Genomic DNA, 15,138 nt, shown 5'->3' on the forward strand with positions numbered 1-15,138 from the left:
GCCGAACGCCTCCCCGGTACCGCTGTCTGACGATCCATCAGATACGAAGACTGAATACCAGTTCCGGTCGATGGAGTCCACGTATAGTGGCCGGAAGGCGGCGATTGGGGAGTCCATGACGTCCATGGGGCAGGTCCACGACCACGGCGGCGGCGTTCGCTCCATCGAAGTCCCCATCCCCGACAACCCGTTGGGGACCACCCTCGTCTACGTCGTCGACACCGACCGCGGACCGGTCCTGGTCGACACGGGCTGGGACGACCCGGCTTCCTGGGACACCCTGGTCGCGGGCCTGTCGGCCTGCGGGACGTCGGTCGGCGAGGTCCACGGCGTGGTCATCACCCACCATCACCCCGACCACCACGGCCTGTCCGGGCAGGTGCGCGAGGCCTCCGGGGCGTGGCTCGCGATGCACGCGGCGGACACGGCGATCGTACGGCGGGCCCGGTCGACCCAACCGGGGCGCTGGCTGGCGTACATGACGGCGAAGCTCACGGCGGCCGGTGCCCCCGAGGAGCACCTCGCACCCCTGCGCGCCGCCCGCCCGCGCAGCGTGCCGGGCCTGGCCCCCGCCCTCCCCGACCGCGAGATCGTCCCCGGCGAACTCCTCGACCTGGCTGGGCGTCGACTGCGCGCGATCTGGACCCCGGGCCACACCCCCGGCCACGTCTGCCTGCACCTGGAGGAGGACCACCCGGCCCAACTCCCGGGCCACGGACGCCTGTTCTCCGGCGACCACCTGCTCCCCGAGATCACCCCGCACATCGGCCTGTACGAGGACCCGGACGACGACACGCTCCCCGATCCGCTCGGCGACTACCTCGACTCGCTGGAGCGGATCGGCCGGCTGGCCCCGGCGGAGGTGCTCCCGGCCCACCAGCACACGTTCACCGACGCGGCCGGTCGCGTAAGGGAGTTGCTCGCCCACCACGAGGACCGCCTGGCCGACCTCCTCTCGCTCCTCTCCGAACCCCTCACGCCGTGGCAGGTCGCCGAGCGGATGGAGTGGAACCGGCCCTGGGCCCACATCCCGTACCAGTCAAGGAACATCGCGGTCTCGGAGGCCGAGGCGCACCTCCGCCGACTGGTCAAACTGGGCCAGGCGGAGGAGCGGACGGGGAGCGAACCGGTGACGTACGTGGCGGTGTAGTCCGGTCACGGACGCCATTCCGTCGCGGGGATAAATCGGTCGTGGGGCGACGGGTGCGGCTGATACCAACGACCGCATGGACCTTGACCCTTTGCAACGCCTGCTCGCCGAACGTGCCTGTGAGCGCGTGATCCTGGACTTCGTCCGGCGCCTCGACCTCGGCGAACCCTCCTCCGTCGCCGAGTTGTTCACCGAGGACGGCACCTGGGAGTGGCCGGACGGCAAGCGGCTCGTGGCGGGGCGGGAGGCGCTGCGGAAGTACTTCGGTTCCCGTCCCGCCGGCCGGCTCTCGCGGCGCCTGATGTCGAACGTCCTGGTCACCCTCACCTCCCCCGGCACGGCGATCTCGACCGCGTACTTCACGACGTACCGCGTCGACGGCCACCACGGCGGCATGGTCCCCGCCGGTCCCCCGGTCCAGGTCGGCCACTACGAGGACAACTTCCGCGAGGTGGACGGCAGTTGGCTGATCGCGACCCGGACCCTGTTCCTGCCGTTCGGCGGCCCCACCCCGCGTCACTGACCACCTGAACGACTGCTCGCGTACGCGATCCCCTCGTCGTACGACATCGCCAGGCCCTCCCGGTATCCCGTCTCGTAGGCGGCGTCGCCGAGGTGTTCGCGGACGCGGAGTTCGCAGGTGCGGCGGGTGGCGATGAGGTCCGGGGAGTCCATCTGGGCGCGGCCGGTCAGTTCCCAGAGGCGGGTGCCGATGCCGAGGAGACGGGCGGCGCGCTGGGCGTCTCCGGTCGCGACGACGGCGGCGGCCAGGAGGTCGAGGGACATGGCCGCGCCGGCCGTGTTGTGCAGCAGGGCGTGGCCCGCGATCGAGGTGCGGGCGCCGCGCACCGCGGCCGGCAGGTCACCGCGCCCCAGGTCCGCCTGGGCGATCAGGTAGTCGGCGTAGGCCCCGCACCAGTACTCGCCCTGCTTCCGGCTGGCGGTGCGCACCTCGTCGGCGACCTCGCGGCCCCGCCCGTACTCGCCGCGCAGGACGAGCGCGAGGGAGAGCGCGAGCCGGACCTGGAGCTGGGCGGCGCCGAACGCGTCGTCCTGGATGACGAGTTGGGGTGCGGCGGCGAGGACGTCGATCGCCTCGGCGAGGCGGCTGGTGAGGGCCAGTTGGCCGCCCCGCACGTACACGGCGGCGACCATGGCGACCGGGGAGTCCTGTTCGCGGGCCGCGTCTGCGCAGCGGACCGCCCAGTTGGCGGCTGCCTCCTGGTCGCCCTGGAGGATGGCGACGGCGCCGCGCGACCACAGGGCGAGGGTGCGGCCGTGGCCGGGCGGCGGGTCGGCGGCGAGGGCCTGGTCGAGGCAGGCCTGGGCCTCGCGGAGGTAGCCGCAGTGCCGCCACAGGAACCCGACATGGCCCGCCATCTCCACGGCCGCCGTACGGTCCGGTTCGGCGAGCGCGCTTTCAACTGCCGCACGGAAATTGGCGTGTTCGCTCAGCACCCGCTCGCACCAGGCGACCTGCCGTCCGGTGTTCCACTCGGCGCAGCCCTGCTGGGCGAGGCGGGCGTAGTGCTCGCGATGGCGGCGTCGTACGGCATGTTCCTCGCCGAGGGCGTACAGCCAGTCGGTGCCGTACTCGCGGACGGTGTCGAGCATCCGGTAGCGGGCCGAGATGACGGGGTCGGGCAGCACGATGGACTGCGCGACGAGCCGGGCGAGCAGCCCGGCGATCCGCTCCGGGGCCAACGGGCCGCCCGCGCACACCTGTTGGACGGTCTCCGCGCAGAACCCGCCGGTGAAGACGGACAACCGCGCCCACAGCAGGCGTTCGAGCGGCGCGCAGAGTTCGTGGCTCCAGCCGATGGCGGTGCGCAACGTCTGGTGGCGGGGCGGGCGTTCACCGGGGGCGGAGGTCAACAGGTCCAGGGTCGACGGCAGATCGGAGGGCGAGGGCAGGCGTTCGCCGAGCCGGGCGTGGAGTTGGTCGAGGGTGAGGTCGGCTAGGCGGGCGGCGGCGAGTTCGAGGGCGAGGGGGATGCCGTCGAGGCGACGGCAGACGGCGGCGGCGATGGCACGGCCGGCCACGTCGTCCTCACCCAACGGCCGCCCGGCGTCGGCGGCACGCTCGGCGAACAGGGCTACGGCGTCACCGGCGGCGGCACTCTCGCCGGTACCGTCACCGCTGCCGCCGTCCACGGGGAGCGGTTCGAGGTGGAGGACCTCCTCGCCGGGCAGCGCGAGGCGTTCCCGGCTGGTGACGAGGATGCGCAGCCCGGGTGCGCGGGACAGCAGCGCGGCGGCGACCTTGGCGCAGTCGGCGAGGAGGTGCTCGCAGGAGTCGAGGACGATCAACAGCCGTTTGCCGTGGGCCCATTCGGCGATGACGTCGATCACCGGCCGGGTCGACTGGTCGGCGAGCCGGAGGGTCTCCATGACGGCGAGGTCGACGAGCCCCGGGGTGTGCAAGGGGGACAGCTCGGCCAGCCAGACACCGTCGGGATACGCGTCCCGCACCCCCGCCGCCGCCCGCAGGGCGAGCCGCGTCTTCCCGACCCCACCGACCCCGACCACACTCACCAGCCGGGCCGCCGGCCCGCCGCCCGGGTCCAACAGCGCCTGAAGCAGGGCGAGTTCGTCGCGCCGCCCGACGAAACTGTGGGTCTCGGGCGGCAGATTCCCGAGGTTCCCGGGGTTCGGGTGAGTCGTGTCCGGCACGAGGCCCAGTGTGTCCGCACACCACCGACTCCACGCGCGTGTCCCGGAACGCGGTCCACGCCTGCCCGGAATAGTCGCAACACCCCCAAAATGGCCGTACTTCATGACCACTTGCGGCCTGATTTCGACGCGCGGTGATCGAGAGGTGATCAACTCCCGGTTGGCGCAGCACCCCCTCGTCCGGTTCAGCCCAACTTGAGGAGCAGTTCGGAGAGTTCGGCCGGCCTGGTGATCATGCAGTCGTGGCCGGTCTCCAGTTCCCACACCTGGGCCGGGGTGCCGTTGGGCTGGATCGTGGGGACGGGCCGCCGCTCGAAGCCTTCCGGTTCGCTGCCCACGCAGTGGATGTGGGTGCGGGGGATCGTGTTCGCGGCGGGGTTGTCCAGCCGGACCGGTTGCTGGAGGCACAGCGCCGGCTGATCCGAGATCATCGTGCGCAGCCAGGCCACGTCCGCCGGATCGGTGACCCCGAACAGGCCGCCGGGCGGCGGGAGTTCGGGCAGCGGGGGAATCCGCCAGGGGGTGTCGGACTGCGCGGCCAGGTCGATCAGGACCTGGGTCACGGGCAGGAGGTCGGTCGCGCGCTCGCCGTCCACCGGGACCATCGCGTCGAGGTAGACGAGCTGGGCGATCCGGTCCGGGAGCGTGTTGGCCACGCCGGAGACGACCAGCCCGGCGTAACTGTGCCCCACGAGGACCACGTCCGTGAGGTCCTGCTCGGTGATCAGCCCGACGACGTCGTCGACGTGGGTGTCGAGGCCGACCTCGGGGCCGAGCAGGTGCGCCTTGTCCCCATACCCGGTGAGGGATGGGGCGAGCACCCGGTGTCCGGCCGCCGTCAGCAGCGGGACCACCCGGTCCCAGGCCTGCCCGCTGTGCCAGGCGCCGTGTACCAGCAGATATGTAGACATGACTGTGCTCCTTGGTGTGGTGGTGGTGGCCGGGGTTCCCGAGCCGTGGCGGCCGGCGCGCTGATCAGCACACGCTCGACCGGCCATCGGGTGGCCACTGAGCGGCCGTCGACCGGCCACCGCCAACGCTGCCGCCCACCCCACCCCCCAGCCAGTGCCCCACCGACCCTGGGGGTGACAGGACCAGGCACGCGCCCCTCCTGCCGCTCTACAGTGAGGAGATGGCCGAGGAACCGAACCCGCTGGGCGAGTACGTCCGCGCCCGCCGCGAACTCGTCACCCCCGAACAGGCGGGCATCCCCGCCTTCGGGGTACGCCGCGTGCCCGGCCTGCGCCGCGAAGAGGTCGCGATGCTCGCCGGCATCAGCGCCGACTACTACCTGCGCCTGGAACAGGGCCGCGACCGCAACCCCTCCGTACAGGTCCTGGAGTCCATAGCCCGGGTGCTGCGACTCGACGACGACGCGACGGCCCACCTCCTGCTCCTCGGCGCCGCCAAGCCCCGCCGACACCGCACCAGGCCCCGCCCCCGCAAGGAAACCGTCCCCCCGGGCATCAGCAAACTCATCGCGACACTCCCCCTCCCCGCACTCGTGGAGGGCCGCTACTTCGACGTCCTGGCCGCCAACTCCCTCGCGACCGCGCTCTCCCCGCGCTTTACCGCGGGAGCCAATCGGCTGCGGTCCCTGTTCCTCGACCCCGCCGAGCAGGCCCTGTACCCGTACTGGGAGGGCGCCGCCGGAGGCATGGTCGCCGGTTTCCGCGAGTCCGTCGGCACCGACACCGACGACCCCCGTTTCATCGAGCTGGTCGGCGAACTCTCCCTCGCCAGCCCCCTGTTCAGCCGTCTCTGGGCCCGCCACGACGTCCTGGCCTGCGAAGCCGCCCCCAAGCACCTCGCCCACCCCCAGGTCGGCGGCCTCCAACTCAACCGCGAACGCCTGAGCATCGACGGCGCCCCGGGCCGGACCCTCGTCATCTACCACCCGGACCCCGACACCGACGCGGCGGACAAACTCGCCCTCCTGGCCTCCTCCATCGCTACGGCAGCAGCGCGACCGACCGCACCAACTCCTCGGCCGCACCGAGCAGTTCGACCTCACGCGCAGTCATCGTCGGATTGACCGCCCGCCTCCGCCGCGCCTCCGACACCCCCTCCCCCGTGAGCCCGGAGGGATCCGCGAGCAGCGAGACGAGCAACGCGCGCGCCGGTCCGGCGACCGGCCGATCATCGTCTACGGCGATCTGGGCCAGGATCATCGCGGAGAGCCCCCAGTCCAGCCCGGGATCACCGTCCTCCGCCGTGGCCCAGTCGATGACGCGGGGCCCGTCCGGGGTGAGGATCACGTTCTCCGGATGCAGGTCGAGGTGCAGCACCCGGGTTCCGGGCCGCCGACCGGGGACGGCGTGCAACTGCCGTAGCAGAGAAGCGAGTACGGTCCCGGCCCGCACCACGTCGGTCGCGCCCGCGACGAGGGCCTCCAGCATGGTGGGCCCGGTCAGCCGCTCCATCACGAGGTCGGTACGCGAGGCGCCCGCGTCCCCCATGCGCACCCGGGGCACGGGATAGCCGTGGGCCCGCACATGTTCCATCACCGCGCCTTCGGCCGCCGCGTCCCCCCAGTCCTCGCGATTGCGGCGCAGCACCCACGCCTCGTCGATCTCGTACACGTCCGCGGTACGGCCGGAGCCGATCAGCTTCCCCGTCGCGTTCCCCCTGGCCGGCATGGCCAGAAATCTAACCCCTGTGTGAGGCGGCGCGCACCGGCCGTGACAGAGGGGGTGAAGCGGCCCACATGACCCATGTCACGAACTACTTGGATTAGTAGTGTTTAGGGGTGTCATGTACGCGTCCCAAACACCCTCTGACCTGCGGTTTGAGAGCCAGGTCACACAGTTCATCTTTCACCCACATGCGACCACAACTAGTAAAAGGGGTCTTTGCGGACACGGATCGAGAGTGTTTCTCTGGAGCAGTCGCACGGCGCCGACGAGTCCTCACGGGCCTCGGCGCCGACGCATTGCCACCGCCGCGCACCGCGTGACACCGGCAGGCGTACGACGCCTCTGTCCCCGAAGAAACAGGTTCTCCGTGTCCGTCTCCCGCATCGTCGCTCGCATCGCCTCCCCGAAGAAGGCCCTGACCGCCGCCGCTCTGGCCGCCGCCACCACCGGTCTCGTGCTGACCTCGGCTCCCGCCCAGGCCGCGACGACCTCCGCCTCCTCCGCTCAGTCGGTCGCGCACAAGATGATCCCGAGCGCCGCGCAGTACAACGCGTTCAGCAAGATCGTCGAGCACGAGAGCGGCTGGAACGTCACCGCCACGAACTCCTCCTCCGGCGCCTACGGCCTGGTCCAGGCCCTCCCGGGCTCGAAGATGGCCTCGGCCGGCTCCGACTGGAAGACCAACGCCGCCACCCAGATCAAGTGGGGCCTGGACTACATGAACTCCCGCTACGGCAGCCCCACGGCCGCCTGGAGCTTCTGGCAGTCCAACGGCTGGTACTGATCCACCGGCTCCACACACGCACCACGCGGCGGCGGTCCCCGGCACACCGGGGGCCGCCGCTACATTGCGTTCATGGCCGAGAACACACCGCCCCAGTCCTACGACCGTGAAGCGCGCGGAGTGCGGCTGGTGGCCGTGCTGCTGGGGCTGACCGTGGTCAGCGGGCTCATCGACGCCGTCAGCTATCTGGGCCTCGGGCATGTCTTCACCGCGAACATGACCGGCAACGTCGTCGTCCTCGGCTTCGCCGCCGCCGGGGCGCCCGGTTTCTCGGTGGCGCACACCCTCACCTCCCTCGGCTTCTTCGCCGCGGGCGCGGTGGCCGGCGGCCGGATCACGGCCCGCATGGACACCGGTTCCCGCCGCACCTGGGCCCGGGTGAGCCTGGGCGCCGAGGCGCTGCTGGTCGGCGCGGCGGCGGTGATCGCCTTCGCGGCGCCGGACGAGCGCGCCACGACGTACCCCCTGATCGCGCTCACCGCCTTCGCGATGGGTCTGCGCAACGCCACGGTCCGCAAGCTCGGCGTCAGCAACTACTCGACCACCACGGTCGTGACGATGACCATGACCGGCCTGATCTCCGACTCGGTCACGGGCAAGGCCTCGGGCCCCGGCGCCCGCCGCCGCGCCGCCGCCCTCGTGGCGATGCTCCTCGGCGCGTTCCTGGGCGCCTGGCTCACTCTGCACCACGGACTGCGCTACCCACTCCTGCTCGCAGCCCTGGCCGCCGGAGTGTTCGCGCTGACCGCATCTGGCCGGGAGTAGCCCAAAGGCCGGTCAAGAAGGCAGAATTCGTGCGTCCAAGTCCCACGATCAAGAGGATCGATCACGCATGATCACGCTCACGAAGGAAGACGGTCCGGCGGATCTGGACGGAGTGACCCATCTGGAGATCGGGGCGTCCTGGGACCCGACCGTCGGCAGCAGCGGCGGCTTCATCGGGAAGCTGCGCCAGAAGGCCGGTACGGACCTCGACCTCATCGCCATCGCGATGCAGGGCCAGGACCCGGTACGGCTCGCGGGGCTCGACTCCGTGGACCCGCTGGGCAACGGCTCGCTGGTGCACAGCGGGGACAACCAGACCGGCAAGGGCGAGGGCGACGACGAGACGGTGACCGTCGATCTCGCGCGGATACCCACCAACATCACGTCGATCGTCTTCGTCGCCGCCGCCTACAAGAAGGGCAGTTCCTTCCAGAAGGCACGGAACATCGCCTTCAAGGTGTACGACGCCACGGGCGGCAGCACCCAGCAGGTCGCCGAGATCTGGCCCAACCTGCTCAGCGACCACAACAGCTGCGCGGTCGCCAAGGCGGTCCGGGAAGGCGGGAGTTGGAAGCTCCAGGTCATCAACGAGACCGGGAAGATCAAGCAGGGTGACGAGCGGGAGCTGATGAAGTTCGCGGTACGGAAGTAAGCACAGCGGTGATCGAGGACGGGCCGGCGGCGCCGGGATGCCGCCGGCCCGAGTTTCTCAACCGGCGGTCACCTGAAGCTCTTTGACGCCGTTGATCCATGCGGAGCGCAGCCGGCGCGGGTCGCCCGTCAGCGTCAGGCCGGGCATCGCGTCCGCGATCGCGTTGAAGATCAGGTCGATCTCCAGGACCGCGAGGGACTTGCCGAGGCAGTAGTGCGGGCCTCCGCCGCCGAAGCCCAGGTGCGGGTTCGGGTCGCGCATGACGTCGAACCGGTCCGGGTTCTCGAAGACTTCGGGGTCGTGGTTGGCGGAGGCGTAGAAGATGCCGACGCGGTCGCCCTTCCTGATCGACTTGCCGCCCAGCTCGGTGTCCTGGGTCGCCGTGCGCTGGAAGGCGTTGACCGGGGTGGCCCAGCGGACGATCTCCTCGGCGGCGGTCGACGGGCGCTCCCGCTTGTACAGCTCCCACTGCTCGGGGTGGGTGAGGAACGCGTGCATGCCGTGGGTGATGGCGTTGCGGGTCGTCTCGTTGCCGGCGACCGAGAGCATCAGCACGAAGAAGCCGAACTCGTCGGAGTTCAGGTTGCCCTCGTCCTCGGCGGCGACCAGGGTGCTGACGATGTCATGGGCCGGGCACTGCTTCCGCTCGGCGGCCATGCCCATGGCGTAGGCGATGAGTTCGGCGGCGGACTCGGCGCCGACCTGCTCCGTGATGGCGTACTCGGGATCGTCGTACGCGATCATCTTGTTGGACCACTCGAAGATCTTGACGCGGTCCTCCTGCGGGATGCCGATGAGTTCGGCGATGGCCTGGAGGGGCAGTTCGCAGGCGACCTCGGTGACGAAGTCGAAGGGGCCGGAGTGGGCGCGGGCGCCCGCCACGATCGAGTGGGCCCGGTCGCGCAGGCGTTCCTCCAACGCGCGGATCGCCCTTGGTGTGAAGCCGCGTTGGACGATCTGGCGGACACGGGTGTGCTCGGGCGGGTCCATGTTGAGCAGGATCAGCCGCTGGACGTCGATCGACTCGCGCGTCATGTGCTCGCCGAAGCGGATGATCGCCGTGTTGAGGGTCGAGGAGAAGATCTCCGGGTGGGTGGAGACGTACCGGACGTCGGCGTGCCGGGTCACGGCCCAGTAGCCCTCGTCCTGGAACCCCGCGATGTTGAGGGGCTGCGGTATCCAGCGCACCGGCTCGGCCGCGCGCAGTTCGGCGAACTCCGGTAGCGGGACGCGGTGGTGGAGCAGGTCCGGGTCGGTGAAGTCGAACCCGTCGGGGAGAGCTGGACAGGGCATGGGCACTCCAGCCGGTTTCTGACGGTCCATCAGGAACATGGGAATGCCCGTGAAGGTAATAACGGGTTCTACAAGTCGCAAGAGGCACGGCAACCCGAATTCCCTGCACGACCCTTGCGGTTGTGGACGGCCTGTCAGCAGACTGCACACAGAACTAGAACGCGTACTAGTTCTGCGTGGCGGGTGGCCGGGACGCCCGCGCCGCGCGGTGTACGAGGAGAGGACGTGTCCCATGGTCGCGGAACCCGTCATCGTGGAAGCCGTACGCACCCCCATCGGCAGGCGCGGCGGAGCACTCGCCAACCTGCACCCCGCCTATCTCCTGGGCGAGACCTACCGTGAACTCCTCGGCCGCACCGGCATTCACGCCGACTGCGTCGAGCAGGTCGTCGGCGGCACGGTGACCCACGCCGGCGAACAGTCCATGAACCCCGCACGCAACGCCTGGCTGGCCATGGGGCTGCCGTACGAGACGGCGGCGACCACGGTCGACTGTCAGTGCGGCTCCTCGCAGCAGGCCTCGCACATGACGGCCAACATGATCGCGGCGGGCGTCATCGACGTCGGGATCAGCTGTGGCGTCGAGGCGATGTCACGGGTGCCGCTGGGGTCGGGGTCGAAGCACGGACCCGGGAAGCCGTTCCCGGACGAGTGGAACGTGGACCTGCCCAACCAGTTCGAGGCCGCCGAACGCATCGCCCGCAACAGGCGGTTGACCCGCGAGAACGTCGACTCGCTCGGCCTGATCTCGCAGGAGCGGGCGGCCATCGCCTGGTCCGAGGAGCGCTTCAAGAAGGAGACGTTCGCCGTCCAGGTACCGACGACGGAGGACGAACAGCGCGCCGGGCACGGCATGTGGCGGCTCGTCGACCGGGACGAGGGCCTGCGCGACACGTCGATGGAGGCACTGGCGCGGCTGAAGCCGGTCATGCCGACTGCCGTGCACACGGCGGGCAACTCCTCGCAGATCAGCGACGGAGCGTCCGCGATCATGTGGGCGTCGAAGCGGATGGCGCGGGCGCTGAAGCTCAGGCCGAGGGCACGGATCGTAGCCCAGGCGCTGGTTGGATCGGATCCCCACTTCCACCTCGACGGCCCGATCGACGCGACACGTGCGGTGCTCGGCAAGGCGGGCATGACGCTCAAGGACATCGACATCGTCGAGATCAACGAGGCGTTCGCGTCAGTGGTGTTGAGCTGGGCGCAGGTCTTCGAACAGGACCTGGAGAAGGTCAACGTGAACGGCGGTGCGATCGCCCTCGGCCATCCGGTCGGCGCGACGGGCGCACGGCTCATCACCACGGCCCTTCACGAACTGGAGCGCTCCGACAAGGAGTTCGCACTGATCACGATGTGCGCGGGCGGGGCGCTGGCAACCGGCACGATCATCCAGCGTCTGTAGCAAGCCAGTTGGCGGGGTGCAGGTGCTCCTCGGCGCAGGCGCGGAAGGCCGCGAGGAGTGGGCGGCCCTCCTCGCCCGCGCGAACGGCCAGCACGACCGGGACCGGGGCCACGCCGTCGATCGGGACCGTCGTCAGATCGAGCCGCAGGCCCTTTCTGACGGCGCCCGCCGGAACGATCGCCACCGCCTCGCCCGCCGCGATGGCTTCGAGCTTGTCCTCCAACTCCCGGACGAACGGCCCGTCAGGCGCGGGCCGGCCGTCCGGGCGGGGGTCGACGCGCCAGAACGCGTTGAACTCCTCGTCGGGGAACCGGGGTACGGGCTCGTCGGCGATGTCGTCGATGCTGACGCGCTCCTTGCCGGCCAGCCGGTGACCGACCGGCATCAGCAGCACGCGGGGCTCCTCGCAGAGGACACTGACGCTCAACCCCTCGGTGGCGAACGGGAATCGGCCCACCACCACGTCGACCCGGTGCTCCAGCAGAGCGGACGGCAGCTCGCCCCAGCCGAGAAAACGGCTGTGCACGTCTGCCTCCGGGTGCCCGGCACGCAGCGCACGCACCGCCGGGGTGATGATGAGCCCGGTCATGAACCCGACGACGACCCGGCTGGGCTGCCCGACCTCCCGCACCACAGCCGCAGCCTCCGCCGCCGACCGCAACAGCGCCTGGGCCCGGGGCAGGAACGCCCGCCCCGCTTCGGTGAGTTGAGTGCCCTGCGCGGTCCGGTCGAAGAGCCGCACGCCCAACTCGCCCTCCAAGCGCCGGACATGACGACTGAGGGACGGCTGCGCGAGATGCAGCACGACCGCAGCCCGCCCGAAGTGCAGTTCCTCGGCGACGACGGTGAAACAGCGCACCAGCCGCAGATCCAGGTCACTCATACCTCGACTGTACGACGGCACAACCGCGCGAGCTGCACTGATACCGGAAATGAATCACGTCTTCCGGAGTCGGTCTTGGACGGACGGGGTGCGCCGGGCGCAGGCTGAAGGCACACCAATTCTTCCGACCCGACTTATTGGATCAGGGTGATTTCGTCATGCGTGTTTTCGTCACCGGAGCGACCGGATTCGTGGGCAGCGCGGTCGTCCGCGAACTGCTCGACAACGGCCACCAAGTGCTGGGCCTGGCGCGTTCCGACGCGTCGGCCGAACGGCTCGCCGCGACCGGGGCGGAGGTGCACCGGGGTTCGCTGGAGGACCTCGACGCCCTCCGCGCGGGCGCGGCAGCGTCCGACGGTGTGATCCACACCGGTTTCATCCACGACTTCTCGAACTACGCCGCCTGCGTGGCGATCGACCTGAGCGCGGTGAGGACCCTCACCGAGACCCTCACCGGTTCGGACCGTCCCCTCGTCATCAGCTCCGTGATGAGCCACGGCCGCACCGAGGACGACGTACCCGACCCCACCGCCCGCCCCGACCTGGTCCGCCTCCCGGCCGAGGTGACGACCCTGACGGCGGCGGCACGAGGCGTCCGTTCCTCGGTCATCCGACTTCCCCAGGTGCACGGCGAGGGCGATCACGCCTTCGTCCCCGGCGTGATCGAGATCGCCCGCACCAAGGGCGTCTCCGCCTACCCCGGCGACGGCACGAACGCCTGGGCCGCCGTCCACCGCGACGACGCGGCGGTCCTCTTCCGGCTGGCCCTGGAGAACGCCCCCGCGGGCACGGTCCTGCACGCGGTCGACGACGAGGGCGTCCCCGTACGGGAGATCGCCGAGGTCATCGGCAAGCGGCTGGACCTACCGGTGAAGAGCGTGCCGGTCGAGGAGGCCGGCGCCCACTTCGGCTGGCTGGGCCACTTCTACACATCCGACCTCGTGGGCACGAGCACGGTCACCCGGGAGCGGTTCGGCTGGACCCCGACCCGGATCGGCCTGCTCGCCGACCTCGACAACGACTACTACTTCGAGGTCAACCAGCCGTCGTAGCAGACCAGTTGACGAAGCTCGTGAACGCAGCGGGGCCGAGGGTGAGGATCGGCCCCGCCGGGGTCTTGGAGTCGCGGACAGCGAGGGAGGAGGTGGGGCAGGGGAATTCAGCGATCTCTACGCACTGCCCGCCCTGGTCACTGCTGTACGAGGACTTGCGCCAGGCGAGCGGACCGAGCGGCGCGCACTCGACGCACTGCCCGCCCTGGTCACCGCTGTAGCTGGACTTGCGCCACTGAGTCGCCTTCGGCATCGCGTTGTTCCCCATAACGTTCCTCCATCACGCGCCGGATCAGCTCCGCCGAATCCCTGAGGGAGAGGGCGGCGGCCTGGAGATGATCGTAACGGAGCGAACAGTCGTTGACGGTGTCTGGGTTGGCGGTCGGATTCCCGCTTCCGTAGCCCTCGGTGTAGACGATGGTCGGGTCGCTGGGGAAGCGGTAGAGGTCGTACGAGCCTTGCAGCCCCGCGTGCGCTCCCGCCGAGAACGGCAGGATCTGGATGTTGACCCGAGGATTGTTCTCATAGCTCAACAGGCGGGCCAGTTGGTTTCTCATGGTCTTCCGGCCGCCGATCTCCAGATACAGCGCGGCCTCGCTCAGGATCGCCCAGAAGACCGGCGGATTCTCCTTCTCCAAGATGCGCTGACGAGACATTCGTACGGCGGTCCGGTCGTCCAGCTTCGTCTCGTCCAGCGTGCCGAGCACGGCGCGGGCGTACTCCTCGGTCTGGAGGAGACCGAGGATCATGTGCGCCTCGAAGGAGCAGATCTCGACGGCCCGCGCCTCCAGCTCACCCACCTCCCGGAACCAGGCGGGGAGTTGACTGCGCAGCACCAGGTCGAGCAACCGGGTCAGGAGCCCACCGGTGTTGAGGGCGGCGTCGACCTGCCTGCTGAACTCCAGCGTGGGGAGCTTCTTCGCCGTCTCGATCTGGCCGATCAGTGACCCGGTGTAGTTGATGATGACGCCGAGCTGCCGCTGTGTGAGACCGGCCGCTTCCCGATAGCGGCGCAACTCGTAGCCGTAGTAGTCCAGCGGCGACGCCCCTGGATCAAGCGTAGCGATGTGCACGCGAAGCCCCCTGTCTCCGTCTCCCGACAATGCGCACCCGTAAACGGGTTGTATTCATGCCATTGCCGAGGGTAGCGACGGGGCGCCAGTCTCGTAGCGTGAACGAACCAATTCCCCCCGCCATGCTGGCCGTTCCCCACCGCCAGCAGTACGTCATGCACCTCACCGTGGGTGAACACTCGGCCCGGCACATCCGCCGTATCGTCCGCTCGTTCCTCCTGGAATGGGGCATGCCGGAGCTGTCCGACGCCGTCGAACTCGCCGTGACGGAGCTGGTCGCCAATGTCGTACGGCATGTTCCGGACCGGCGCTGCGGACTGCTGTTGCTGCGTCAGACGACCGGCGTACGGGTCGAGGTGAGCGACAGTTCCTCCCAACTCCCGGACCTGCACACCGACTTCGACGCCGAGTCGGAGAACGGACGCGGGCTCGTGATCCTGGACGCGATGACGGACAAGTGGGGGGTGACACGGGCTTCCGGAGGGGGAAAGGCGGTGTGGTTCGAATGCTGGCGCACCCCACCCCTCCAAGCCGGGGTCATTTCTAACCAGTAACAGCCCATGACACTGGTTAGATTTACCCCCAGCTTCCAGCAACCACCCACCCGGGGTTGGCCGCTGAGCCGAGGCGGCGTGCTGGCGAGGCGCGAGCGCGCCTCCTCACCCCGGCCCACGACGCAGCCCACCCGACGGGCTCCCCACCTGGGCCCCCGTTCCTCAGGGCCGCTCGCTCGCTTCTCCAACGGGCTGGAGCGGCCCTAGTCAAGGGTGGCCCG

At 69.9% G+C, this 15,138-nt stretch carries 16 protein-coding genes; 9 read left to right on the forward strand and 7 right to left on the reverse strand.

From position 1 onward, the window contains the following. The first annotated feature begins 124 nt into the window (after positions 1–124). Both OG407_RS17015 and OG407_RS17020 read left to right on the forward strand, forming a co-directional pair. A complete protein-coding gene (locus OG407_RS17015; RefSeq protein WP_405868446.1) occupies positions 125–1,150 on the forward strand; it encodes an MBL fold metallo-hydrolase in 1,026 nt (341 codons plus the stop codon). Between the two features lie 76 nt (positions 1,151–1,226). Further along, the gene (locus OG407_RS17020) at positions 1,227–1,673 is read left to right on the forward strand and encodes a nuclear transport factor 2 family protein (RefSeq protein WP_405858950.1); all 447 of its coding nucleotides are present in this window, start codon (positions 1,227–1,229) and stop codon (positions 1,671–1,673) included. Here the strand turns inward: OG407_RS17020 and OG407_RS17025 are convergent. After that, complete coding sequence (locus OG407_RS17025; RefSeq protein ID WP_405858952.1) at positions 1,667–3,823, reverse strand: ATP-binding protein; 2,157 nt, start codon at positions 3,821–3,823, stop codon at positions 1,667–1,669. The two genes, OG407_RS17020 and OG407_RS17025, sit on opposite strands and share 7 nt — an antisense overlap. A 185-nt stretch (positions 3,824–4,008) precedes the next feature. Beyond that, positions 4,009–4,734 (reverse strand): alpha/beta hydrolase, encoded by a 726-nt coding sequence (locus OG407_RS17030; protein ID WP_405858954.1) that lies wholly within the window; start codon positions 4,732–4,734, stop codon positions 4,009–4,011. A gap of 221 nt (positions 4,735–4,955) precedes the next feature. Between OG407_RS17030 and OG407_RS17035 the strand changes: the two genes are divergently transcribed. Beyond that, positions 4,956–5,858 carry a helix-turn-helix domain-containing protein gene (locus OG407_RS17035; RefSeq protein WP_405858956.1) on the forward strand — a complete coding sequence of 301 codons (903 nt, stop codon included), beginning with the start codon at positions 4,956–4,958 and terminating at the stop codon, positions 5,856–5,858. Here OG407_RS17035 and OG407_RS17040 read toward each other — a convergent pair. Then, complete coding sequence (locus tag OG407_RS17040; protein WP_405858957.1) at positions 5,776–6,462, reverse strand: phosphotransferase; 687 nt, start codon at positions 6,460–6,462, stop codon at positions 5,776–5,778. The two genes, OG407_RS17035 and OG407_RS17040, sit on opposite strands and share 83 nt — an antisense overlap. Before the next feature lie 364 nt (positions 6,463–6,826). On the opposite strand from OG407_RS17040, the gene OG407_RS17045 reads away from it, so the two are divergent. The 3 genes from OG407_RS17045 to OG407_RS17055 all read left to right on the forward strand — a co-directional run bounded on the left by OG407_RS17045 (position 6,827) and on the right by OG407_RS17055 (position 8,660). Then, on the forward strand, positions 6,827–7,243 hold the full coding sequence (locus tag OG407_RS17045; protein WP_327404425.1) for a transglycosylase SLT domain-containing protein: 417 nt from the start codon (positions 6,827–6,829) through the stop codon (positions 7,241–7,243). A 72-nt stretch (positions 7,244–7,315) separates the two neighbouring features. Beyond that, a complete protein-coding gene (locus OG407_RS17050; RefSeq protein WP_405858959.1) occupies positions 7,316–8,008 on the forward strand; it encodes a YoaK family protein in 693 nt (230 codons plus the stop codon). Between the two features lie 67 nt (positions 8,009–8,075). Continuing rightward, positions 8,076–8,660, forward strand: coding sequence for a TerD family protein (locus tag OG407_RS17055; protein WP_329351033.1), 585 nt, complete (start codon positions 8,076–8,078; stop codon positions 8,658–8,660). 57 nt (positions 8,661–8,717) lie between these two features. Here the strand turns inward: OG407_RS17055 and OG407_RS17060 are convergent, their stop codons facing one another. Beyond that, positions 8,718–9,953 carry a cytochrome P450 gene (locus OG407_RS17060; RefSeq protein ID WP_405858961.1) on the reverse strand — a complete coding sequence of 412 codons (1,236 nt, stop codon included), beginning with the start codon at positions 9,951–9,953 and terminating at the stop codon, positions 8,718–8,720. A gap of 232 nt (positions 9,954–10,185) precedes the next feature. On the opposite strand from OG407_RS17060, the gene OG407_RS17065 reads away from it, so the two are divergent. Continuing rightward, complete coding sequence (locus OG407_RS17065) at positions 10,186–11,355, forward strand: steroid 3-ketoacyl-CoA thiolase (RefSeq protein WP_405858963.1); 1,170 nt, start codon at positions 10,186–10,188, stop codon at positions 11,353–11,355. Here the strand turns inward: OG407_RS17065 and OG407_RS17070 are convergent. Further along, positions 11,339–12,238: a LysR family transcriptional regulator gene (locus OG407_RS17070; protein WP_405858965.1), complete on the reverse strand. Its 900-nt coding sequence runs from the start codon at positions 12,236–12,238 to the stop codon at positions 11,339–11,341. The genes OG407_RS17065 and OG407_RS17070 overlap by 17 nt on opposite strands. Before the next feature lie 158 nt (positions 12,239–12,396). Between OG407_RS17070 and OG407_RS17075 the strand changes: the two genes are divergently transcribed. After that, entirely contained in the window at positions 12,397–13,290 is an 894-nt protein-coding gene (locus OG407_RS17075) for an SDR family oxidoreductase (RefSeq protein WP_405858967.1), read from the forward strand. On the opposite strand, the gene OG407_RS17080 is transcribed toward OG407_RS17075, so the two are convergent. Both OG407_RS17080 and OG407_RS17085 read right to left on the reverse strand, forming a co-directional pair. Continuing rightward, complete coding sequence (locus OG407_RS17080) at positions 13,274–13,543, reverse strand: DUF397 domain-containing protein (RefSeq protein WP_405858969.1); 270 nt, start codon at positions 13,541–13,543, stop codon at positions 13,274–13,276. The genes OG407_RS17075 and OG407_RS17080 overlap by 17 nt on opposite strands. Continuing rightward, on the reverse strand, positions 13,500–14,363 hold the full coding sequence (locus OG407_RS17085; RefSeq protein ID WP_405858971.1) for a Scr1 family TA system antitoxin-like transcriptional regulator: 864 nt from the start codon (positions 14,361–14,363) through the stop codon (positions 13,500–13,502). The genes OG407_RS17080 and OG407_RS17085 overlap by 44 nt, the downstream gene beginning before the upstream one ends. A gap of 98 nt (positions 14,364–14,461) precedes the next feature. Between OG407_RS17085 and OG407_RS17090 the strand changes: the two genes are divergently transcribed. Next, complete coding sequence (locus OG407_RS17090; RefSeq protein WP_405858973.1) at positions 14,462–14,917, forward strand: ATP-binding protein; 456 nt, start codon at positions 14,462–14,464, stop codon at positions 14,915–14,917. The last annotated feature ends 221 nt before the right edge of the window (positions 14,918–15,138 follow it).

This window comes from Streptomyces sp. NBC_01515 (assembly GCF_045040345.1).
In the GTDB taxonomy this organism is placed as follows: Bacteria; Actinomycetota; Actinomycetes; order Streptomycetales; family Streptomycetaceae; genus Streptomyces.